The 21,654-nt window shown below is 68.5% G+C and carries 21 protein-coding genes; 15 read left to right on the plus strand and 6 right to left on the minus strand.

Annotated elements, in window-relative coordinates; translation table 11 throughout:
* The first annotated feature begins 145 nt into the window (after positions 1-145).
* The 3 genes from ACGFIV_RS14130 to ACGFIV_RS14140 all read left to right on the plus strand — a co-directional run bounded on the left by ACGFIV_RS14130 (position 146) and on the right by ACGFIV_RS14140 (position 2,522).
* Positions 146-475: a YciI family protein gene (locus tag ACGFIV_RS14130; protein ID WP_358548720.1), complete on the plus strand. Its 330-nt coding sequence runs from the start codon at positions 146-148 to the stop codon at positions 473-475.
* 209 nt (positions 476-684) lie between these two features.
* Positions 685-1,758 (plus strand): DUF2855 family protein, encoded by a 1,074-nt coding sequence (locus tag ACGFIV_RS14135; protein WP_358548718.1) that lies wholly within the window; start codon positions 685-687, stop codon positions 1,756-1,758.
* Between the two features lie 29 nt (positions 1,759-1,787).
* On the plus strand, positions 1,788-2,522 hold the full coding sequence (locus ACGFIV_RS14140; protein ID WP_358548715.1) for a DUF2306 domain-containing protein: 735 nt from the start codon (positions 1,788-1,790) through the stop codon (positions 2,520-2,522).
* Positions 2,523-2,591: 69 nt separating this feature from the next.
* On the opposite strand, the gene ACGFIV_RS14145 is transcribed toward ACGFIV_RS14140, so the two are convergent.
* Positions 2,592-3,938 (minus strand): extracellular solute-binding protein, encoded by a 1,347-nt coding sequence (locus ACGFIV_RS14145; protein WP_358548712.1) that lies wholly within the window; start codon positions 3,936-3,938, stop codon positions 2,592-2,594.
* Positions 3,939-4,275: 337 nt separating this feature from the next.
* Here ACGFIV_RS14145 and ACGFIV_RS14150 point away from each other — a divergent pair, with 337 nt between their 5' ends.
* The 6 genes from ACGFIV_RS14150 to ACGFIV_RS14175 all read left to right on the plus strand — a co-directional run bounded on the left by ACGFIV_RS14150 (position 4,276) and on the right by ACGFIV_RS14175 (position 10,005).
* Positions 4,276-5,847, plus strand: coding sequence for a BBE domain-containing protein (locus ACGFIV_RS14150; protein WP_358548709.1), 1,572 nt, complete (start codon positions 4,276-4,278; stop codon positions 5,845-5,847).
* A gap of 98 nt (positions 5,848-5,945) precedes the next feature.
* The gene (locus ACGFIV_RS14155) at positions 5,946-7,187 is read left to right on the plus strand and encodes a cytochrome P450 (protein ID WP_392834848.1); all 1,242 of its coding nucleotides are present in this window, start codon (positions 5,946-5,948) and stop codon (positions 7,185-7,187) included.
* A 26-nt stretch (positions 7,188-7,213) separates the two neighbouring features.
* Positions 7,214-7,756: a dihydrofolate reductase family protein gene (locus tag ACGFIV_RS14160; RefSeq protein ID WP_358548703.1), complete on the plus strand. Its 543-nt coding sequence runs from the start codon at positions 7,214-7,216 to the stop codon at positions 7,754-7,756.
* Between the two features lie 130 nt (positions 7,757-7,886).
* Positions 7,887-8,765, plus strand: coding sequence for an LLM class F420-dependent oxidoreductase (locus ACGFIV_RS14165; protein WP_358548700.1), 879 nt, complete (start codon positions 7,887-7,889; stop codon positions 8,763-8,765).
* A 77-nt stretch (positions 8,766-8,842) separates the two neighbouring features.
* Positions 8,843-9,559: a thioesterase II family protein gene (locus ACGFIV_RS14170; protein ID WP_392834852.1), complete on the plus strand. Its 717-nt coding sequence runs from the start codon at positions 8,843-8,845 to the stop codon at positions 9,557-9,559.
* 20 nt (positions 9,560-9,579) lie between these two features.
* On the plus strand, positions 9,580-10,005 hold the full coding sequence (locus ACGFIV_RS14175) for a TetR/AcrR family transcriptional regulator C-terminal domain-containing protein (protein ID WP_392835094.1): 426 nt from the start codon (positions 9,580-9,582) through the stop codon (positions 10,003-10,005).
* 46 nt (positions 10,006-10,051) lie between these two features.
* Here ACGFIV_RS14175 and ACGFIV_RS14180 read toward each other — a convergent pair whose 3' ends face one another.
* A complete protein-coding gene (locus ACGFIV_RS14180) occupies positions 10,052-10,501 on the minus strand; it encodes an ATP-binding protein (protein WP_392834855.1) in 450 nt (149 codons plus the stop codon).
* Entirely contained in the window at positions 10,498-10,836 is a 339-nt protein-coding gene (locus ACGFIV_RS14185) for a hypothetical protein (RefSeq protein WP_392834857.1), read from the minus strand. The genes ACGFIV_RS14180 and ACGFIV_RS14185 overlap by 4 nt, the downstream gene beginning before the upstream one ends.
* Before the next feature lie 153 nt (positions 10,837-10,989).
* Here ACGFIV_RS14185 and ACGFIV_RS14190 point away from each other — a divergent pair, with 153 nt between their 5' ends.
* The 4 genes from ACGFIV_RS14190 (at position 10,990) to ACGFIV_RS14205 (ending at position 14,649) form a co-directional block, all read left to right on the plus strand.
* Complete coding sequence (locus ACGFIV_RS14190) at positions 10,990-11,811, plus strand: helix-turn-helix transcriptional regulator (protein WP_392834859.1); 822 nt, start codon at positions 10,990-10,992, stop codon at positions 11,809-11,811.
* A complete protein-coding gene (locus ACGFIV_RS14195) occupies positions 11,802-11,999 on the plus strand; it encodes a DUF397 domain-containing protein (RefSeq protein ID WP_392834862.1) in 198 nt (65 codons plus the stop codon). The genes ACGFIV_RS14190 and ACGFIV_RS14195 overlap by 10 nt, the downstream gene beginning before the upstream one ends.
* 229 nt (positions 12,000-12,228) lie before the next feature.
* A complete protein-coding gene (locus ACGFIV_RS14200; RefSeq protein ID WP_392834865.1) occupies positions 12,229-13,026 on the plus strand; it encodes an HAD family hydrolase in 798 nt (265 codons plus the stop codon).
* 510 nt (positions 13,027-13,536) lie between these two features.
* Positions 13,537-14,649 (plus strand): methyltransferase domain-containing protein, encoded by a 1,113-nt coding sequence (locus tag ACGFIV_RS14205; RefSeq protein WP_392834867.1) that lies wholly within the window; start codon positions 13,537-13,539, stop codon positions 14,647-14,649.
* A gap of 205 nt (positions 14,650-14,854) precedes the next feature.
* Here ACGFIV_RS14205 and ACGFIV_RS14210 read toward each other — a convergent pair whose 3' ends face one another.
* The gene (locus ACGFIV_RS14210; protein ID WP_392834870.1) at positions 14,855-16,024 is read right to left on the minus strand and encodes an acyltransferase family protein; all 1,170 of its coding nucleotides are present in this window, start codon (positions 16,022-16,024) and stop codon (positions 14,855-14,857) included.
* 371 nt (positions 16,025-16,395) lie between these two features.
* On the opposite strand from ACGFIV_RS14210, the gene ACGFIV_RS14215 reads away from it, so the two are divergent.
* Positions 16,396-17,643 carry an acyl-CoA dehydrogenase family protein gene (locus ACGFIV_RS14215; protein WP_358548675.1) on the plus strand — a complete coding sequence of 416 codons (1,248 nt, stop codon included), beginning with the start codon at positions 16,396-16,398 and terminating at the stop codon, positions 17,641-17,643.
* Positions 17,644-17,708: 65 nt separating this feature from the next.
* On the opposite strand, the gene ACGFIV_RS14220 is transcribed toward ACGFIV_RS14215, so the two are convergent.
* Together ACGFIV_RS14220 and ACGFIV_RS14225 are read right to left on the minus strand one after the other, a co-directional pair.
* Entirely contained in the window at positions 17,709-18,542 is an 834-nt protein-coding gene (locus ACGFIV_RS14220; protein WP_358548673.1) for a methyltransferase domain-containing protein, read from the minus strand.
* A 286-nt stretch (positions 18,543-18,828) separates the two neighbouring features.
* Entirely contained in the window at positions 18,829-19,659 is an 831-nt protein-coding gene (locus tag ACGFIV_RS14225) for a methyltransferase domain-containing protein (protein WP_358548670.1), read from the minus strand.
* Positions 19,660-20,009: 350 nt separating this feature from the next.
* On the opposite strand from ACGFIV_RS14225, the gene ACGFIV_RS14230 reads away from it, so the two are divergent.
* Complete coding sequence (locus ACGFIV_RS14230) at positions 20,010-21,566, plus strand: methyltransferase domain-containing protein (protein WP_392834876.1); 1,557 nt, start codon at positions 20,010-20,012, stop codon at positions 21,564-21,566.
* Positions 21,567-21,654 lie beyond the last annotated feature (88 nt).

Below are 21,654 nucleotides of genomic sequence, written 5' to 3' on the forward strand. Positions count from 1 at the left end.
GGGCCCGCCCAAGGCGCCGGGCCGAATGCGTCGACCACAGGACGCAGGACGACACGAGCCGTACCATCGTCTCCCGGCGGACGCCGGCGCGATGGTGGCCGGTTCGTTGTAGGTAACAAAGTGACGACAACGGAAGGAGAGCCTCATGGCTCAGTTCGCGATTCTGCTTTACGCTCCCGCCCCCGCCGACTGGTCGGAGACCCCCCAGGACGAGCTGGAGGCCCACGGCACCTTCGCCGAGAAGATCGGCGAGCTCGGCGGCAGCATCGTCACCGGCTACGCCCTCCAGCCCAGCTCGGGCGCCAAGGCCGTGCGCAGCGACGGTGTGACCGACGGCCCGCTCATCGACGCCAAGGAGGTGCTCGGCGGCATCACCGTGATCGAGGCGCGTGACCTCGACCACGCCGTCGAGATCGCCAAGGAGAGCCCGGGCACCTGGCGCGGCGGCGTCGAGGTGCGAGAGCTGCTCGGCTGATCCCGCGGCCCGTCCCCACGGGCCGCATGTGTACGCGGCATCGCCGCAGTGAGCCTTCAGGGGCTCGCCGCGGCGATGCTTTTTTGTTCTGGAATGCGCGGTTCACCGGGGTCCCGCCACCGCGCATTCCAGAAGGTGCGGCGCCTGACCTCGCGAGACGACGATGTGATGCGGGGTCACTCATCGCGCGACGTATCTAGGAGACGCAAGTGCCTCAGCCGGACAGATGGGATCTGGTGTTCAAGCTCGACGACCTGACGGTCAGCGAGGTTCGCGACGCGCCGCTCCCCACCCTCAAGCCAGGCGAGGTGAGCCTCGCCGTCGAGAGGTTCGGCCTCACGACGAACAACGTCACCTACGCGCGGTTCTCCGAGCCGGGCTTCTCCTACTGGGACGCCTTCCCCGGCCCCGAGGGCTACGGGCGGGTGCCGGTCTGGGGGTTCGCGCGCGTCGAGGAGTCCCGCCACCCGGACGTCGCCGTGGGGAGCCGATACTACGGCTTCATGCCGATGGCGAGCCACCACGTGGTGGCGCCGGAGCCCACGCCCCAGGGGTTCGCCGACACCACGCCGCAGCTCCACTACCTGCCGCCGTGGTACTGGAACTTCTCGCTCGCGGGCGAGCCGGACGCCCGCGACGACCGCCGGGCCGTCCTTCGCGCCGTCTACCCCGCGGTCTTCAACCTCGCCGGCATGCTGGAGCGGCAGGCCGCGGAGGGCGTGCGGTCCGTCGTCGTCACCAGCGCCTCCAGCAAGGTGGCCGCCGGGCTCGCGCAGCGGCTGTCGGCCCGGTCCACCGGCCTTTCGGTCATCGGCGTCACCTCCGCGGGCAACGCCGCCTTCACCGAGGGTCTCGGCCTGTACGACACGGTCGTCACCTACGACGCGCTGTCGTCGGTTCCCGCCACAGGGCCTGTGGTGCTCGTCGACCTGACCGGCGACGCCGGCCGGCAGTCCGCCGCCTGCGAGCGGCTGGCCGCCGACCTGCGCCACACCGCGCTGGTCGGTTTCACCCACCCCGGATCGAGCATCGAGCCGCCCCCGCTGCCCGGGCCCGAGCCGGAGTTCTTCTTCACCCCGCTGGTCGAGGCGGAGGCCATCGAGAACGAGGGCGCGGAGCAGTACCACGCCCGTTACACCAAGGCCGAGGACGGGTTCGTCGACAGTACCGAGTCGTGGCTCACCATCCGGCACGCACAGGGCCCCGGCGCCGTCGCCGACGTCTTCGGCGCCCTGCTCGCCGGAAAGCAGCCCCCGGACGTGAGCTACGTATTCCGCCCCTGACGGATCCCGTCGAGCAGGAGGAACCAACCGTGACCCTTGACACCCACAACGCCGGCGCGCCCGCGCTCCCGGCCGGCGAACCGGAGGGGCGCCCCCGCCCACCGGCCGCCGCATCCCCCACCCGGCCGACGTGGTGGCGGCGCCCCTGGATCATCCCGCTGCTCCTGGTCGTCGTGGCGTTCCTGTTCTACCAGGTCAGCCCGTACGTGCCCGAGCGCACCGCCCCGACGCCGCCGCACGACGGCTTCCCGATGTACTACCCCTTGCTGGTCGTCCACATGGTGGCCGGCACGCTGGCCATCGTGACCGCCGTCTTCCAGGTGTGGCCGTGGCTGCGCAAGCGCCACCCGGCCTTCCACCGGGTCGCCGGCCGGGTGTACGTGGTCTCGGCCGTGGTCGGCGGCGTGGTCGGCCTGATCATCGTGCGGTTCGCGCCGCAGGTCGGCCAGATCGGCGTCGCCATGGCGACGATCCTGTGGATCGGCACCACCGTGGCCGCGTACGTCTTCGCCCGCAAGAGGCGCTACGACCTGCACCGCCGTTTCATGCTCTACAGCTTCGCGCTGGTCATGAACAACATCTGGGGCGTCCTGATCGTCAACGTCGGGATGTCACTCGCGCTCGACATCGGCTTCACCTACTACCTTGAGGCGGCCCGCTGGATCGGCTGGACCGTCAACCTCATGCTCGTGCAGTGGTGGCTCTACCACACGGCGGGACGTCCCCTCGACGTCCCCTCACCCAAGAAGTTGGTCGCCTCCTGAGCGGCGCCGACAAGAAGAACGGCCGGCGGGGATCCCCCGCCGGCCGTTCTCGTTGTGACAGGACCCGGTCTAGCTGTCGATGAGAAGGCAGTGGGAGGCGCGCGGGCCCGTGCCGCGGCAGTTGGCGCCGTAGTCGTCGAGCAGCAGGGTGGCCTGGCCGGCGGCCTGGGTGAACCGCTCGATCGGGTCGGCGCCCCGCCCCATGACGTCCTCCATGGCGTCCATCATGGCGTGCTGGATCTGGGCGAAGTGCCCGAGCATCGCCCCGCTCGCGCCGGGTGTGCCGCTGGTCGAGGCGAGCTGGTCGATGGTCACCCGGTGGTAGGAGTGCTCGCCGAGCCAGCCGTCCCGCTCCAGCAGGTCGATCGCGCCGTACGTCACCGGGGAGGAGCCGTACACCTTGTGCCACTCGGCGGCGTTGCGCGGGCTGTTGAGGTACTGCATGAAGGCCAGCGCGCCGTCCTCGGTCTCCTTGTCGAGCCCGTCGGCCAGCCAGATGGCGTCGCCGCCGATCCAGTTGCCCCCGAGCGGGATGTCGCCGTTGTGGGGGGTCGGGCTCACCTCGATGTCGAACCCGCCCGCCTTGGCGGCCTTCACCATGTACGGGGCGTCGAAGGAGGAGCTGAACCGGAAGACCACCTGCTGGTCGGCGAAGGCCTTGAACGAGCCCTCCCAGTCCTCGGTCTTGCCGGTGTAGAGGTAGTGGCCGTCCCGGTGCAGGCGGTGCCACCACGTGACGTACGCCAGCATCTCGGGGGAGGCCAGGTCGATGGTCGTCGCGCGGCCGGTCCTGCCGTTGTCGCCGTCGGTGAGCGGGGCGCCGAGCTGGGCCATCGCCTGCTGGAAGAACTTGCCGTCGTTCGCCCAGCTGATGCCGTGGGAGGGGCCGCCGTCGAGCTTGGCGACCGCCTCGCACGCGGCCTCGATGCCCTGCCACGTACGCGGCACCTCCCGCACGCCGGCCGCGCGCAGCAGCGTCGTGTTGGTGTAGAGGTGCATGGTCGACAGGGTCAGCGGCATGGCGCAGAACGTGCCGTCGATCGTGTAGAAGTCTCGTCCCGCCCTGACCACGTCGCCGAGCACGACCGGCTGCCCGAGGATCTCCTCGCGCCCGCCGATGGCCTTCTCCACCGAAGTGAACAGCGGCCTGCCGTCCTGCGTCAGCGTGTCACGGGCCAGCTCGCTCGCGCCGCTGTAGTACGACGCGATCGTGGGCGGGCGGCCGGCGAGGGCGGCCTTGGAGACCTCCTCACCGAGGTTCTGGAAGTAATGGCTGCCGATGTCGATGCGGTACCTCGGGTACAGCTCCTCGAATTCCCTCGCCCGCTTCTTGATGGGGTCGAGGAAGTTCGGAAACGTGTATTCGGAGAACAAGGCGTCGATGACGATTTTGCCGGAGCGGTTCGCCTCATCCACGTGCGCGTCCTTTCATCAGAGGCAGGAAGGCCGGGCCCGCGCAGCACGATCGGCCTGGCCGCCTTTCCGGGGCCAGGCTCGCCGGACGCGAAACTGCCTGGATTTCTGAGCCCAATGCTGGTCACCGTCAGGGGGCGCCGCATCTTTGCGGTTGCTTTGTTTTCACGCCGCCACGCCGTCAGATGCGGGAACAGCGGAGCGATATCCCGCGCCCTGTGTGAAGAGCACACCCGGAGATGACACCCATATCGCCGTGACCGCACGCTGGAAACAGCCGAACTGACCATGACCGGTCGGGCGGTGATCGACGCCGCCGGCCGCCACGGGAGGAACGAACATGACCGACCTACAGAGCCGCGGCTACCCGAACGGCCTTCATGGCGAGGAGGCCGGCGAGAGGCGTCCCGCGGCGTTCGGGGCCTCGACCATCACCCCCGACGACCCCCGCTACCAGAGCATGCTGCGAGGCACCAACCACCGGTTCGTCGGCAGTCCCGACTTCGTGCGCGTGGTCACCTCGACCCAGCAGGTCGTCGACACGGTCAGCGAGGCGGTGGCCACCGGGCGGCGGCTCGCGGTGCGGAGCGGCGGGCACGGCCTGGAGGACTTCATCACCAACCCCGAGGTCAAGATCCTTCTCGACATCTCGGAGATGCAGGACGTCTACTACGACAGCGCGATGCGGGCCTTCGCCATCGAGTCCGGCGCGATGCTGAGCCACGTCTTCCGTGTGCTGTTCAAGGGGTGGGGAGTGACCATCCCCGCCGGCATGTGCCCCGACGTCGGCGTGGGCGGGCACTTCGCGGGCGGTGGGTTCGGCCCGCTGTCGCGCAGCCTAGGCGCGGTCGTCGACTACCTGTACGCGGTGGAGGTCGTGGTCGTCGGCGAGGACGGGGAGGCACGCGCGATCGTGGCCACCCGCGAGCCGGGCGACCCGCACCGCGACCTGTGGTGGGCGCACACCGGCGGCGGTGGCGGCAACTTCGGCGTCGTGACCCGCTACTGGATGCGCAGCCCCGGCGTGGACTCCTCCGACCCTGCCGACCTGCTCCCGAAGGCTCCGTCCGCGACGCGCAGCGGCATCGCCATGTGGTCGTGGGACGCCATGGACAAGGCGGCCTTCACCAAGCTGATGCGCAACTTCTTCACCTGGTGCGAGAACAACAGCGCGGCCGGGACGCCGCAGGCCCGCCTGTTCCCCTACTTCCACGCCACCCACTCCGCCACCCCGCCCGGGATGATGGTCGGCGCCCTGATCGACGAGGGGACGCCCGGGGCGGAGGATCTCATGTCCGCCTTCCTCGACGAGTGCGCCGAGGGGATCGGCGTGGAGCCGTCGTTCCGGTTCCAGGAGGTCCAGCCGTGGCTGTACGCGGCGGCCTACCCCGGCTACGGCGACCCGGGCAACCCGGGTGTGCGCCGGTTCAAGATCAAGGCGGCGTACCTGCGCAAGGGGTACACCGACGGCCAGATCGCCGAGATCCACAGGCACTTCACCGCCGAGGTGTACAACCCGACCCAGCTCCTGCTCGTCGGCTACGGCGGCCAGGTGAACACCGTCCCCGCGGACGCCACGGCGACCGCGCAGCGCGACTCCATCCTCAAGGCCGCCTTCCTCGGCGCCTGGGCGAGCCCGGCCGAGGACGACACCAACCTCGCGCTGATGAGGCGGTTGTTCGCCGACGTGTACGCCGGGAGCGGCGGCGTCCCCGGCCCTGACGAGTACAGCGACGGCGCGTACATCAACTATCCCGACGCGGACCTCGCCGACCCCGTGCTGAACACCTCGGGGGTGCCCTGGCACACCCTGTACTACAAGGACAACTACCCGCGCCTCCAGCAGGTCAAGAAGAAGTACGACCCCCGCAACCAGTTCCGGCACTCGCTGTCGATCCGGCTGCCCGAATAACCCGCGTCCGGGTCTCCCGGCGTTTCGGGGGAGGCCCGGTCCGATCGTCCGCCTGTTCCCGCTGGCGTGCGGGCCAGCGCCAGATCTTGGAGACACTCATGGAACAACGCTGTCCCGCCCTCGACATCACCGGCAAGGACATCCACGGCGAGGCCGACAGGCTGCGGCCCCAGGGTCCCGCCACGCAGGTCGAGCTCCCGGGTGGTGTCCTCGCCTGGTACGTCAGCCGTCACGACGTCATCCGGCAGCTGCTGACCGACCCCCGGGTCACCAAGAGCGCCCGCGCCCACTGGACGGCGTTCCTCACCGGCCAGATCCCGCCGGACTGGGAGCTGATCAGCTGGGTCGCGATGAACAACATCTCCACCTCCTACGGCAAGGACCACATGCGCCTGCGGAGGCTGATCGGCAAGGCGTTCACCCCGCGCCGGGTCGAGGCCATCCGGCCGCGCATCGTGGAGCTGACCAACCAGCTCCTCGACGGGCTCGCGGCCACCGAGCCCGGCCAGGTGGTGGACCTGCGTGAGCGGTTCTGCTTCCCGCTTCCCGCCCGGCTGGTGGCCGACCTGATCGGCATGGACGAGACCGCCCTCGCCAAGACGGCCGTGGTCATCGACATGATGGTCGACACCACCGTCAGCCCCGAGCAGGCCGGATCGATCCTCGCCGGCTGGCGGGACGCGATGGCCGGGTTCATCGCCAGCAAGCGCGCCAACCCCGGTGAGGACATCACCACCGACCTGATCGCCGCTCGCGACGAGGACGGCTCACGGCTCAGCGAGGACGAGCTCACCGACACGATCTTCGCGATCCTCGGCGCCGGCTCGGAGACCACCATCAACTTCCTGGACAACGCCACCACGGGCCTGCTCACCCACCCCGAGCAGCGCGACCTCGTCCTCAGCGGCGAGATCTCCTGGGAGAACGTCATGGAGGAGACGCTGCGCTGCCAGGCCCCGCTGGCCAGCCTGCCGCTGCGGTTCGCCGCCGCCGACATCGAGCTCGACGGCGTCACGATCCCCAAGGGCGACCCGATCCTCGTCAACTACAGCGCGGTCGGCCGTGACCCCGCGCTCCACGGGCAGGACGCCGGCAGCTTCGACATCACCCGCCCCGACAAGGAGCACCTGTCCTTCGGCTACGGCCCCCACTACTGCCTGGGCGCCGGCATCGCCCGCCTGATCGGCGCGATCGGCCTGTCCACGCTGTTCGAGCGCTTCCCCGAGCTGACCCTCGCCGTCCCGGCCGACGCGCTGGAACCGCTGCCGACCTTCATCATGAACGGCCACCGCAGCCTGCCCGTCCTGCTCGACGCCCGGGTGCCCGCGGACGTGCACTGACGGCCGCTCCACCGTCTGGAGGCTCCATGAGGAAAGTCATACTCGCGCAGTTCGTGACGCTCGACGGCTTCGTCGAGGGTCCCGGCGGGGAGCTGGACTGGAACATCGGCGTCTTCGACAGCGGCATGGAGGGGTACGCCGACGAGCAGATCACCGGGGTCGACACCCTGCTGCTCGGACGCAGGACCTACGAGGTGTTCATCGGGTACTGGCCGGAGCAGACCGGTGCGTTCGCCGACAAGATGAACGGCGTCGAGAAGGTCGTCTTCTCCCGCACGCTGAAGAAGACCGCCTGGGCCAACTCCAGGATCGCCGTGGACCCCGCCGAGGAGATCGCGAAGCTGAAGGAGCGGCCCGGCGGCAACATGCTGATCTACGGCAGCGCCGGGTTCGCGCAGAGCCTGATCCGGCAGGGCCTGATCGACGAGTACCGGATCTGGGTGCATCCCGTCGTGCTCGGCGAGGGCAGGCCGCTGTTCGCCGGACTCAAGGAGCGCGTCGACCTCAAGCTCGTGGAGACCCGGACGTTCGACTCCGGGGTCTGCGTGCTGCGCTACCAGGCGGTGTAGAGGCCGCCCCGGCCTTCCGGAGGAAGGCCGCCGAGGTTCGCGACGGCTCGCCCGCCGCGGTGACGAACCCCGGAGCGTACGGCTCCGGGGGTGACAGGCAGTGATCATCGAAAGCCGATGGGAGGCCGGCGTGAAAGTTGGCTTGGTAATCGGGGACTTCGCCTGGGAGGGCGGAACCACCCGGATAGCGGACACGCTTGTAGAGATCGCACAGACCGCCGACGACACCGGCTTCTCGCTGATCGGCGTCGGCGACCACGTCTGGCAGGGCCCGCACGCGGGCGGCCCGGAGGCGCCGCAACTGGAGTGCTTCACGACGCTCACCCTGCTCGCCGCCCACACGCGGCGCTGCCTGCTCGCGCCGGTGATGGCGGGCGTCCACTTCCGGGAGCCCGGCGTGCTCGCCAAGACGGTGACGTCCCTGGACGTCCTGTCCGGCGGGCGGGCCATGCTGGGCCTCGGCGTCGGCTGGTACGAGGACGAGGCCCGCGGGCTCGGCATCCCGTACCCCTCCCTCGCCGAGCGCTTCGAGAGGCTTGAGGAGACCGTCCAGATCTGCCATCGCATGTGGGACGGCGAGCAGGGCGACGAGCGGCCGTTCACCGGGGCGCACTACCAGCTCGAACGGCCGCTGAACCTGCCGCAGAGCATCACCCGCCCCCACCCGCCCATCATGATCGGCGGTGGCGGCGAGCAGAAGACCCTGCGCCTGGTGGCGCGCTACGCCGACGCCTGCAACCTCTACCCCGGTCCCGAGCTGCCCGCCAAGCTGGACGTCCTGCGCGGGCACTGCGAGGCAGAGGGCCGCGACTACGACGCGATCGAGAAGACCTGCATCTTCCCGTTCGACATGGGCGCCGGCGTCGACCCGGCCGGCCTGATCGAGATGCTGCGCGCGCTCGGCGAGCTCGGGGTGCGGACGGCGATGGGCATCGTCGCCGGCCCGGACCCGGTCCGGCAGGTGGAGCTCATCGGCAAGCGGGTCATCCCCGCCGTCGCCGGCTTCTAGAAGAGAAAGCCCTTCGTTCATCGATGACGGTAAAACAACACGCGCGACGCGCGAGGTCCGGGGCATGGACGGCCTACATGCGGGCGGCCAAGGGAGAGCCCGAGGGCCGCATCGTCCTCTTCCCCCACGGCGGCGCGGGACCGAACGCCCTGTCACCGCTGCTGGCCGTCCTGCCCCAGGAGTACGACATTCTCGGCGTCACCCTGCCGGGCAGGGAACGCCGCTTCAGCGAGGGCTTCGCCGAGACGCCCGGCGATCCCGGGGCTGTGGTGAACGGGATCGTGGAGGAGCTGGCGCGGCTGCCGGTCCGTCCAACGGTCTTCTTCGCCCACAGCATGGGCGTGGCGGTCGCGGTCGCCGTCGCCCTCGCCGACCCCGGGCTGCGCGCCAGGCTCGTCCTGAGCGCGCACCCGCCGGGCGGGACCAAGGTCCAGCAGGCCGCGGAGTACGACGAGGAGACCCTGCTCGCCGTCATCAGGCTGGGCGGGGGAACCCCCGACGAGATCCTGGAGAATCCGTTCTGGCGTGACTACGTGCTCGGCCTGCTGCGCTCCGACCTCGCCCTGGCGGCCCGGCTGGCGCGGCAGAACCTCACCGGACGGCTCTCGGTCCCGCTGACCGTGCTGGGCGGCGACCGCGACGAGCTCGTGCCGGTGGAGGAACTGCTGCCGTGGGAGGCGAGGACGGACGCCGGAGCTCGCATGCGGGTGTTCCCCGGCGGCCACTTCTACCTCCTCGACGAGGCCAACCGCGACGCCGTCGCCAACGAGATCATCCTCGCCGCGAAACGCTGAACACGAATGCGATCACCGACCTGCGCGGGCTCGCCGTGCGCAGCCGTCAGGCGATACGCGCTCACCCCTGGCTCGCGCCGCTGGCCGCCGCCAGGCAGGCGGCCGGCCCCAACCAGATCCGGCTGATGGAGACGGCCCTCGGCATGGTCGACGGGCTCGGCCTCGGCATCGACGGCATGCTGACCATGGTGGGAACGGTCGCCGCCTACGTCAACGGGTTCGTCGCCTCCGAGCTGGCGGAGGCCGAGGCGCTGCGGCGCACCGGGCTCGATCTCGGCCAGTGGATGGCCATGCAGGTGCCCTACATCCAGTCGGTCATCCAGAGCGGCGACTACCCCCTGTTCACGCGGATGACGGTCGAGGGCGGCCGGACGTACACCGACCCGGAGGAGCGGTTCGCGTACGGCCTTGACCGCCTCCTCGACGGCATCGCCGCGAGCCTCTGAAGTCCGTCACCCACCTTCCGGCCACGGATGCCGGATGGACAGGTCCTCACGCACGCTCTGGGCGAGCTACGCCGGTATGCCCGGCGCCGGAACTCACGGTCGCGATCTCGAACCACACCGCGCGTCCCGCTGGGGCTTCTCGCACCCCCCACGACGAGGCGATCTGGTCGACCAGCCACAGTCCCCGCCCGCCCTCTCCGTCGGCGTTCGCCTGCTGGACGCGCGGCGTGTGATCGGAGGACCCCTCATCGATCACCTCGACCCGCAACGCGTGACCGGTGTGGGTCACCACCACCCTCACCACCCCGGACTCCCGGCGTCCGGAGTCCGAATGCCGCGCGGCGTTGGCGAACAACTCGCTCACCAGTAGCTCCGCCTCGTCCACCTCCCGCCACCCCGCCGCGCCCAGCAGCTCCCGGACGTACGCGCGTGCCGACGAGGCCGAGGCCGGCGTACCCGGGAGGTCGATGGAGCCGAGCAGTCCCGCCGTCCTCACCGCGCCACCTCCCACACCCGCTCGGCCGCCTCGCCCGCGAGTGCGCGTACCCGCTGATCGCGACCCCGGCCCCAGGTGAAGAACCACGTGCCGTTCAGCACCAGGGCCATGACCCTGAGCGGACCTGATGGCCGGGTGACCAGCAGGATCGGCTCCTTCCCTCTCTGCAGATCGACCGCGGCGCTCAGGCCCCGCTTATGCAGATCCCACGCCAATCGGACAAGATGAATGAACTGCTCTTCCTGCCGATTGTGCGCTTTCATTGGAAATCCTCCTGAATCCTCGCCTATTCGCGATATCCGGGGCGCCGAATCTTGTTCGGTGGTGATCGGCATCGCGATACCCCTCACTTGTCGGGAAATTGCCCTTCCAAGCGTGCAGGTGAGGCGGTAGTTTAAAAAGAGAAATAGCCTCACGGTCTCACCACAATGCGGGTGAGATCTTGGCCAGATTAGTGAGACGGTGTGAGACCATAGGAGAAGAAGGACATGCCTAACCCGATCCAGATCAACCCGGACGAATCCCCTCAGGCCCGCTTCGCCTATGAGCTACGCGAGCGGCGGCTTCAATCCGGCTGGACCCAGCTGAAACTGGCACGCATGCTCACCGTGTCGGTCAGCACGGTAGGCATGCTGGAGACGCTCCGTCGCCGGCCCGACCGAAGGTTCGCCGACGCCTGCGACAAAGCGTTCAAACTGGACGGCGTCTTCCGCGAGCTCTGGAAGGAGACAAGATGGGAGTCGGCTCCCGAGCATTTCCGTGATTTCCTGGCGCTGGAGACGCAAGCCTCCGCGCTGCAAATCTGGGATCCCCTCCTGGTTCCCGGACTGTTCCAGACCAAGGCATATGCCACGCGCATCTTCGAGGACGAGCCGGGGATCACGCCCGAGTTGGTAGAACAGCGCGTGGCCAACCGCATCCAGCGTCAGGCCGTCCTGACACGCGAGAAGGCGCCCATTATCTGGAGCCTCATAGACGAAGGCGTCCTTCATCGGCCTATGGGCGAAGCGGACATGATGCGGGAGCAGCTAGGGCGACTCCTGGAGGTGGCCGGCCATCCACGAGTGACGATCCAAATCGTCCCCTACGCCGCGTGGTCCGCGGTCGGCCTCCAGGCGTCTTTCACTATTGCCGAGCTACGTGGGGCACCGTATAGCGTGTATGTCGAGAGCGCACCGCGCGGCCTCACCGTGGGAGACCGTGAGACCATAACGGCCCTGGTAGGGCGCTATGACGCTCTACGGGCTGCGGCCTTCCCACAGAATCTATCGCTCGGCATCATCAAGGAAGTGATGGCGCAATGGACCTGAGTAAGGCGGAATGGCGTAAGTCCTCCTGGTCTAGCGGGGACGGCGGAACGTGCGTAGAGGTGGCCTCCAACCTGCCCGGCATCGTCGCGGTCCGTGACAGCAAGAACCCCAGCGACCCCTCCCTCGTCTTCACCCCCACGCAATGGCGCGCGTTCCTCCAGGGCACGAGGACCGGAGAGCTCGCCTGACTCGATCACCTTCGACTGGCCGCCAGGTGGCGAACAGAGATGCCCGATCGCTTCGGCGGTCGGGCATCGTCATCTCCACGGAACACCTCCATTGGGAGTGGAGCCATGCGAGCGGCGCGCACCTCTCCTGGTCGATGCGTTGAGCTCGGACCAGGCCGACCACAGCATGGCCTAGTCGCGGCTTGTGTGTGACAGTCTGTAGCACGTCTGCTGACGAGTGGAGGGGAACATGTCGGCCCACCGGATTGTGCTTTGGGACATCGACCACACACTCGTCGATACGCGGGGAGTAGGTCGTGATTTGTCTGCCCAGGCATTCGAGAAAGTCACCGGACTGCCGATGCGGCAGCAGGCGAAAATCGACGGTATCACCGAGGCGGTGATCTTCCGAGAGACAGCGAGATTGCACGGTCTGACGACCAACCGACACGACTTCGAGCGGTTCGCTGATGCGCTTGCTGAGGCGCACATCGAACGGGAGGATGAGCTGCGGCAACGCGGACAAGCGCTTCCAGGAGCGGGCGATGCTCTCAATGCCCTCGCCGCAGTGCCCGGTGTTGTCCAAACGGTTCTGACTGGCAATGTCCGTCGCGTCGCTGAGATCAGGCTCAAGACATTCGACCTGGACCGCCATATTCGTTGGGATATCGGCGCGTTTGGCGAGGATAACGACCAGCGCGCCGGGCTGGTTCGGATTGCGTTGACACGCGCGACATCGGCGTTCGATGAACCGGTCTCTGCGACAGATGCTGTGCTGATCGGCGACAGCCCAGCCGATGTCGAGGCCGCGCTGGAGATGGGTGTGCCGGCTATTGCGGTGGCGTCGGGCCGCAGCTCCGCAGAAGACCTCCGCAAAGCTGGTGCCCTTCGCGTCTTGCCCAGCCTTGAAGGGACAGATGCTTTCATGGCTCTGATATCTGAGTCAGCATGCGGTCGGCGGGAACTGCATGACGAACCACATCTCCGACTCGGTCATGCCGAAGCCGGACCCCGCTACATCGGCCGGATCCGTCCCGAGCGGCTCTGAGCGTGGGCGGGCATCATCGGGGTTCACCCCCAACCAATGGCGCGCGTTCCTCCAGGGCACGAGGACCGGAGAGCTCGCCTGACTCGATCACCATCGACTGGCCCGCCAGGTGGCGAGCGGTGCTGCCCGATCACTTCGGCGGTCGGGCGTCGTCATCCTCACGGGAACACTTCCATCGGGAGTGGGGCTATGGGAGCGGCGGGTTGCCGCTAGTGTGCGGCTCCTGTGTGTACAAGGCTTCTATTCAATTCTGATGGTTGTCGGGAGTCTGTGCCCGAATTCGTATGGATGAATATGGAACAAATTTCGCATGCCCTTGTCGTATTCGGCTGGCCGAATTACGATCAGCCTGCGAGTTAACCCGAAGAGAAGAGCGCAGGCGGAAGGCGATCAACCAATGGGCAAGCATGACGGCGATAAGCCATCAGACAAGCCGGTGGAGAAGCCGAAACCGAACTCGGACGGATCCCGTCCCGACCAGCCCGGCCAGCACGAGAAGCCGACGAAGAAGTGAGCGTTGATCAACGCGTCACTGCCCTGATTGATCGACTGACAGACCTGGATGAGAGCTGGCGGGGCGTGTTTCACGCTGTGCCGCGTCACATGTTCGTCCCCGACAGAGCATGGTGCGATGCTGTCGACGGCCCCGGCCATCTCATCGACCGGGGAGCCGATCCCGAGGCGTGGATGGACGCCGTGTATTCCGATGCGGCGATCATCACGCAGCTCGACGACGGCGCGACCGAGATAGCGGAAGGGAAAGGCGACTACACCTCTTCGTCGTCCTCGCCGGTCGTCGTGGCGGCGGCCTTGGGATTGCTCGATCCCTTCGACGGCGATGAAGTCCTGGAGATCGGCACGGGCACGGGCTGGACGGCGGGATTACTGGCGCATCGTCTAGGAGACGGGAATGTGACCAGCATCGAAATCGATCGGGCTGTGATCACCACGGCGGCCGAGAACCTGAGAAGGGCGGGACACGCGCCTCGGCTGGTTCAAGGGGACGGCGCTGTGGGATGGGCCGAGGGTGCGCCATACGACCGGATACACGTCACCTGTGGCGTGTGTGAGGTGCCGTACGCCTGGGTGGAACAGACCCGTCCCGGCGGGGTGATCGTGATCCCGTGGACGCCTCGGTGGGAGGGCGGCTACCTGACCGTGCTCACCGCGGCCGGAGACGGCACGGCCGTAGGGAGGTTCTACGACGGCGTCGGGTTCATGCTGCTGCGGTCACAGCGATGGGATCTCCCGCGGCTTGAGGGAAGCTACCGGAAGTCCTCGACCTACCTCGATCCGCGTCGGGTGGTGCGTACCTCGACCGGGGCCGATATCGCCGTGGCCGGACTGCTGCCGGATGTGTACGGCGCACATGCGTACCAGGAGGGCGGCGAATTCCACCTGTCACTGTGGTCGGGGGAGTCCGACGCCCAAGTGCACTACGCGCCCGACTACAAGGCCGTGGCGGTCCTGCAGCGGGGACCGCGCGATCTGTGGGACGAGGTGGAGGCCGCCTATCTGCGGTGGGTCTCCTGGGGCACGCCATCCAAAGCCCGGTTCGGGATGACGGTCGCCCCCGAAGGCCAACACGTCTGGCTGGACTCTCCAGACAACACGATCGCGTAGCGAACCGCGCGCGACGTCAGCCCATCCTCGCCCGCGAGAAGTCCCCCTGATCTGGAGCGCCTAGCTCGATCACCGTCGACTGCCCCCTCAGAGAGATGCCCGATCGCTTCAGCGATCGGGCATCGTCGTTCTCTCTGGCACGCCGCCGCGCCGGCGCCGGTTGAAGCGCGCCGTCGTGGCCTGGGCCGCGCGTGACGGGAGGTGGCTAGGGCGCGGGGGTCGGCGCCGTGGAGGTGACAGGAGAGGCCGGCTCGGCGGTGGCGGCTTGGGTGCCGGCGGGGGGGCCCTCGATGGGGGGTGGGGGGAGGGCGCCGGGGCGGGGGCGGCGCTTTGAGGAGGCGAAGCGCTTCATGATCGGGTCTTCGACCATGGTGAACAGCATCCACGCCAGGGCCAGCGTGATCGCGAACAGCACGCCGAGCATGAGGAACCCGACCGGGGTGCTCCAGCCCTTGGGCGAGCCGAACCACTGGCGGGCGTAGATCAGGATCAGGTAGTGCCACATGTAGAAGGCGTACGACCACTCGCCGAGCTTCACCATGGGGCGGCTGCCGATCCAGTTCGTCTCGCCCTTGGCGTCCGCGACGGCCCCGGCGGCGATGATCAGGCCGAGCGGGATGATCGAGGTGGCGACGACGTTGTAGCTCAGCGGGAAGAACGGCGACAGCGCGTACAGCGCGATGCCGAGCGCCAGCGAGCCGCCGAGGCCCATCGGGAGCTTCCTGCCGGTCATCACGATCCGGGCCAGGACCATGCCGAAGACGAACTCCAGCATGCGGGTCGGCGGGAACTGCATGACGAACCACATCTCCGACTCGGTCATGCCGAAGCCGGGGATGGGCGGCTGGCTGGGCAGCAGCATGGACAGCAGCGGGACCGCGAAGATCGCCGCCACGACGATGCCCGCCCACGCCCAGAGCCGCTCGGGACGGATCCGGCCGATGTAGCGGGCCAGCAGCGGGAAGCACAGGTAGAACAGCGCCTCACACGACAGCGACCAGGCCGGGGAGTTGAAGGCGATCCTGATGTCCATCGTGGGGAAGTACGACTGGAGCAGCAGGAAGTGCAGCAGCGCCACCTTGCCGTCGATGGCCGTCTTGGCCACCACGGCGACCAGGATCAGGGCGGCGATGAGGGTGATGGCGTAGTTCGGGTAGATCTTGAGGAAGCGGCGCCGCAGGAACGTCTTGGCCGTGTCGGTCGAGCGCTGCGCGTAGGTGAGGACGAAACCGCTGAGGATGAAGAAGTAGCAGACCGCCGCCCAGCCGCCCTGGATGACCAGCATCCCGTACGTGCTGGTGAACTCGGCGGAGGCGAACAGGTTGGCGCCCAGGGCGTGGGTCAGGAACACCATCGCCGCGGAGATGAACCGCATTCCGGTCAGTGACGGAAGCCGGGACGGCAGGACTACGGGACTGGGCCCGACAGGTTTCGACAACTCGACCAATTCGACGCACCTTCTCATGTTCTGGCCGGCTCAGGCCGATCGAGGGGCGGTCCCTGATGTCGTCGCGTGGTCAGGGAGCCGCCCGGCATCGATCGGCAGGTCTTGACCTTTGCATCCCGGTGGGCCCCGCGCATTTCCCAAAATGCGCTCTTTCCCAGGCCGTGCACGGGAAACGGCACAGCGCACTCCGGGAGATGCCCCGCCCGGCCGGCGCGGGTGAGGCTTGGTCGTATGGCCGGATGCGAAAGAAGGCCGTGCGACCGGATGACCGCCCATTCGAGATAAGGACCTGCGCAGCGATGGCAGTAGCCACGAATGTCTCCGAGTACGGAGTCGTCTTCCCGCCCGAGCCCGGACTCACGCCTGCGGAGATCATCGCGCGGGCCGAGGCCATCGCACCGACGCTGGTCGCCCGCCAGGCGGAGACCGAGGAACGGACGTTCTACGCGCCGGACACCCACGAGCAGTTCCTCAAGGCCGGTTTCTACCGGATCCTCACCCCGCGGCGTTACGGCGGCTACGAGTTCGGCGTCGACACCTTCATGCGGGTGACGATGGCCCTCACCCGGGGGTGCCCCTCCACCGGCTGGATGTACTGCCTCGGACACGCCCACGCCCTGATGGCCGCCTCGTTGTTCGGCGAGGGGGCCCAAGCCGAGCTCTTCGAGGGCGGCGACTTCATCTGCCCCGCCACGGTGATGCCGAGCGGCACCGTCGAGCGCACGCCCGACGGCGACTGGCTGCTCAACGGCACCTGGAACTACTGCTCGGGCTCGCCGTACGCCACCCACTTCATCGGCCACACGCTGGTGTCCCCCGCCGAGGGGGAGCCGCCGGCGCCGATGCTGTTCGTGGCCCCGCGCAGCCAGTGGCGGCGCCTGAGCGACTGGGGCGGGCAGCTCGGACTCAAGGGCAGCGGCTCGCACAGCATCGTCATGGAGAACGGGCTGGTCCCGGCCCGCTACACCCTTCCCACGCACGTCAGCCAGGTCACCGTCACCGACGGCACCCCCGGGCGCGACCTGCACGGCAACCCCCTGTACGGCGGCGGCCAGCTCAGCTTCATGGTCATCGAGGACGCCATCCTCGCGGTCGGCATGGCGCTCGGCGCGCTCGACGCGTACGAGGAGCTGATGCGCACGCGGACCACCGCGTTCCCCCCGACCATGACCCGTGCCGAGGCCCCCGACTACCAGTTCTGGTACGGCGAGGCCGCCGGGATGATCGCCACCGGCCAGGCGGCCGTCTTCAACGCCGTCCAGCAGTGGGACGAGGCCACGGCCAAGGGCGCGGCGTCGGTCACCAAGGAGCAGGAGCTGCGGATCGCCGCCATCTGCCACGAGGTGGTGAAGCTCTGCTGGCACGCGGTCGAGAACTTCCTGTTCCCCACCGCCGGCTCCAGCGCCGTCCGCCAGGGGGAGCGCATCGAGCGCGTCTGGCGTGACATGTCCATGTTCCACAGCCACGCCGGGTTCGCGGTCTTCCTGTCCACCATCGCCAAGCGTGAACTCGCCAAGGCGCACTTCGGCATCGCCGACGAGCACTGAAGGCCCCCATCCCCTGCCGACCGTGCCCACCGACGAAGCTGGGCACGGCCGGCAGAGCATTCGGGTCAGGCGGGTCTGCGCGCGACGGCTACGAGGTAGCCCATCTGCGGGAGCAGGCCGACCGGGTTGCGGAAGACCTCCAGCACGCCGGCGACCTCCGGGCCGTACCGCTCGATCATCTCGTCGTGACGCTCGTTCACCGCGTCGTACACCCGCCAGGCCGTCTTCTTGGTGTTCTCGCTGATGTCGGTCAGCTCGTCCACCTCCAGGCCGGACTCGGCGACCAGGGCGCGGTAGGTCTCCTCGTCCAGCAGCGGGCTGGCATGCATCTCCCGCATGTGATCTTCCACGGTCCGCACGTCGTCCTCGCTCATGGGACCGTGCTGGAGGAGGTCGGTGACGATGACACGGCCACCCGGGCGCAGCACGCGGCGGATCTCGCGCAGGGTCGGGAGGCGCTCCATGTGCATCAGGGCCTCGAAGACCCACACGACGTCGAAGGACTCGTCGGCGTAGGGCAGCGCCAGCACGTCGGCGTTCTCGAAGCTCACCCGGTGGTCCAGGTCCTTGGCCCGCGCACGGCGGTTCGCCTCGTCGATCTGCGCCTGGTTGTTGGAGATGCCGACGATCTCCGCCGGCGACGACTCCGCCAGCCGGAAGACCGAGGTGCCGATTCCGCAGCCCACGTCAAGCAGCCGCCCGCCCCGCCCGAGATCCGACTTCTCGATGAGCAGGTCGGTCAGGCGGTCGGTGGCGATCTGGTTGGAGCTCTCGTCGTCGTCCGAGAGCCAGTATCCGTGGTGGAAGTTCTCGCTCCACAACTCGATGAGGATCAGGTTGGAGACGTCGTAGAACTCCGAGGTGCGCTCAGGCTCGTGTAAAGCAGGCTCTGTGGTCATGTCAGCTCCGCTGGTTCGGCTCGATGGGGGTCGGACCGCGGGCGTCGACGACCGGCGGATCCATGGCTCCCCGGCTGTGAACGGTGCGGACCCGCCGGTCCCTGTGCGAATGCGCCTCGGGAGGTGCCGGCAGTCGAAGGCCGGCGTCGTCGCTTGTGGCGGAAGCTCGGGAGGCGTGGAACGTGACGCGCATCACCATCATGCATCCACCGTGGGCCACCGTCACCCCCGCGTGCCGGGCGTAGGGGTACGGGAGTTCCCGCGCGCGAGCGCTAGGGGGACGGGTTCAGCGGAGCGGCTTGCGGGCGGACAGGATCACGTAGCCGATCTGGTCCTTCCTCGGGGCGAAGAAGCCCAGGTGCCTGCGTGAGAACTCCGCCAGGGCCTCCTCGCCGAACTTCGAGGCGATCGAGTCTCTCTGGTCCATCGCGGACTTGATGTACTTCGACTTCTTGCCGAACACCCTCGGGCCGCACTGGGTGTACTCCTCGACCTCGAACCCCGCACCGCGCGCGTGCTCGATCCACTCCGCCAGCGTGGGCAGCTCGCGCAGCTTGAGTGTCTCCATGAACTTCGCCACTCGCGCGGGCTCGGCCGCCGACTCCAGGCTGAAGTCCGAGAACGAGATCCTCCCGCCCGGACGGAGCACGCGGTAGAGCTCCCCGAGCACCCGGCCGAGGTCCTGGGCGTTCTGGAGCGATTCGAGCGCCAGGACGGCGTCGAAGGAGCCGTCCGGGTAGGACAGGTCCATGTAGTCGCCGTACTCGAAGTGCGCGCGGTCGCCGACGCCGGTGGCGGCGGCCCGCTCCTTGGCCTTGTCGATCTCGAAGGCGCTCACCGTGATGCCGGTGACGTGTACGCCGAAGTTCTTCGCCAGGTAGACGGCCGTCTCGCCCGGCCCGCATCCGGCGTCCAGCACGCGCTCTCCGGGGCGCAGGCCGAGGGTGTCGGTCACCTTGCGGCTGATCCGGTGGACGGCGTCCTTGAGCGGGGTGTCGTCGTCGTTGTCGTACCAGTACCACATGTGCAGCTGGCCGTTGCGGAACTCGTCCCCGATGGGAGAGCGCTCGTCGTAGTGCGTGCCGATGTCGGCTGGGTCGATCAAATCCCTGGTCATTAATCCGACACTCCAATCGAGTGGCCTCATACGCCGTACCGAAACCGAGGAACGCCCACGATGATCCTTATGGTGTTTCGCCACCAGGCCCGGCCGCATCTTTATGGTTGCTGTGCTCCTGGTGAGGAGTCCTGACGAGGCCAGGCGAAATGCCGGTAAGCAAGCTCGGAGAAGACGCGGACGGACGCCGGTGCGAGGATTTTGTAAAACGGATATCTCGCCGGACGAGCGCGGAGTGAGCTGGGCCCGGAAGCGGCCGGCTGGCATTGCACCTTGGGCGCGGTAGTCGCACACCGCTTATCGAGTGCGGACTCAAAGCCCCGTCTTACCTTTCGTGAAAGGACGCGCACATGAGTGTTTCCACCACGCAGCTGACCGTCGCCGATCTGCTGGAAGATTTCACCAACGCCGGCCCCGACGACCTCCACACGGAGTATCAGCGACTGGTCGGCGCGCTGTGGAACGACGGCGAGCTGACGGAACAGGCGCTGGCGGCGACGCCCGCTCTCGTGGCGTACCTGGACGAGGCCGGCGACGACCGCAAGGGCTACGTGATCATCCTGCTCGCCCTTCTCGCCGAGGCGGAGTACCCCGCCGTCGACGGTGAGGTCGCCACGGCGGTCCGGCAGGGCCTCGACCGGTACCTCGACCTGGTGGGCGGCGCGGTGAAGGGACGTCCGCTGACGCTCGCCCTGCTCTACCTCCTGTCGCACTTCCCCGGCGACCGCGACCGCATCCTGGCCGCCGTCGAGCACCTCGACCTGGACCCGGGCGACCAGAGCAGGCTCGACCGCGCCCTGCGCACGCTGGACCTCGACGCCCCCGACCTCGGCGCCCTGTGGCCCTCGCCTTCGGTGTGGCAGCTGACCGATGACGAGCGCGCGTTCAACCAGGAGTGGGTCCGGACCCTCACCCCGGCGCAGGTCACGACGAACTGGGAGAACGACACCCGGACCCTGCTCGGCTACACGGGCGCGAAGGCGTACTTCGCGGTGCGGTACGGAGCCCCCGTGGTGGCCGGCGGAGCGGTCTCGCCCGGTGACGCCACCGTGCCCGAGGTTCCCGCGGATTCCGGGACCGAGCTCTTCGCCCGCCACGCGGACGCCTTCCACTGCCCCTCCTGCGGCGGCCCGCTCGACTTCACGCCCGACGTCGTCCGGTGCGACGCCTGCGCGACCCGGTACCCGCTCGCGCGCGGCATCCTCGACCTGTCGGAGGGTGTGAGCGAGTCGGCGGCGGACGTCGAGGACGACGCGACCGCGAACCTGCTGTCGAAGCTGGCGGAGATGCCGACCATGGGCATCTACTACGAGTCCGTGCTCCGGCCGGCGTTCCTGCGGATCGCCGGCGGGAACTGGGGCGGCGCGGTCACCCTCGCCGACGAGGACGCCTACGTCGCACAGCACATCCGTCCGGTGGACGGCCCGGTGCTCGACGTCGCGGCGGGCGCCGGCCGGTGGACGACCGTGGTGGCCGAGACGGTCGGCCAGGACCGGCTGATCGCCCTCGACATGGGCCTTCCGATGCTGACGGTGCTGCGCGGCAAGCTGCCCGAGGTGCCCGCGGTCCGCGCCAGCGCGCTCGACATCCCGTTCGGTGACTCCACCATGGGTGCGGTGAACTGCTGGAACGCCCTGCACGCCTTCCCCGACGACGCTGCCAGGGCCATCGCCGAGGTGGGCCGGGTCCTGCGGCCTGGCGGCACCTTCACGCTGATGACGTTCCTGTTCGACTCCGACCCGATCGCCCGGTACTTCCAGGCCTCCCACTACTTCCCGAGCCGGGTCGAGGGGATGCTGCTCTTCGAGCTGGACGAGCTCAAGCGGTGGCTGTCCGCCGCCGGGATGACCGTGCGGGACGTCTCCGGTCCCGGCAGCTTCGCCTTCATCACGGCCGTACGGGACTGATCCCGCGGGCCGGTCGCCGTGGACGGCGGCCACCCATCGCTGGTAGGACACGCTCCGGGGCGCTCGGCGTACGCCCCGGAGCGTGGTC

This window comes from Sphaerisporangium sp. NPDC049003 (genome assembly GCF_043197795.1).
Taxonomy (GTDB): Bacteria; Actinomycetota; Actinomycetes; order Streptosporangiales; family Streptosporangiaceae; genus Sphaerisporangium.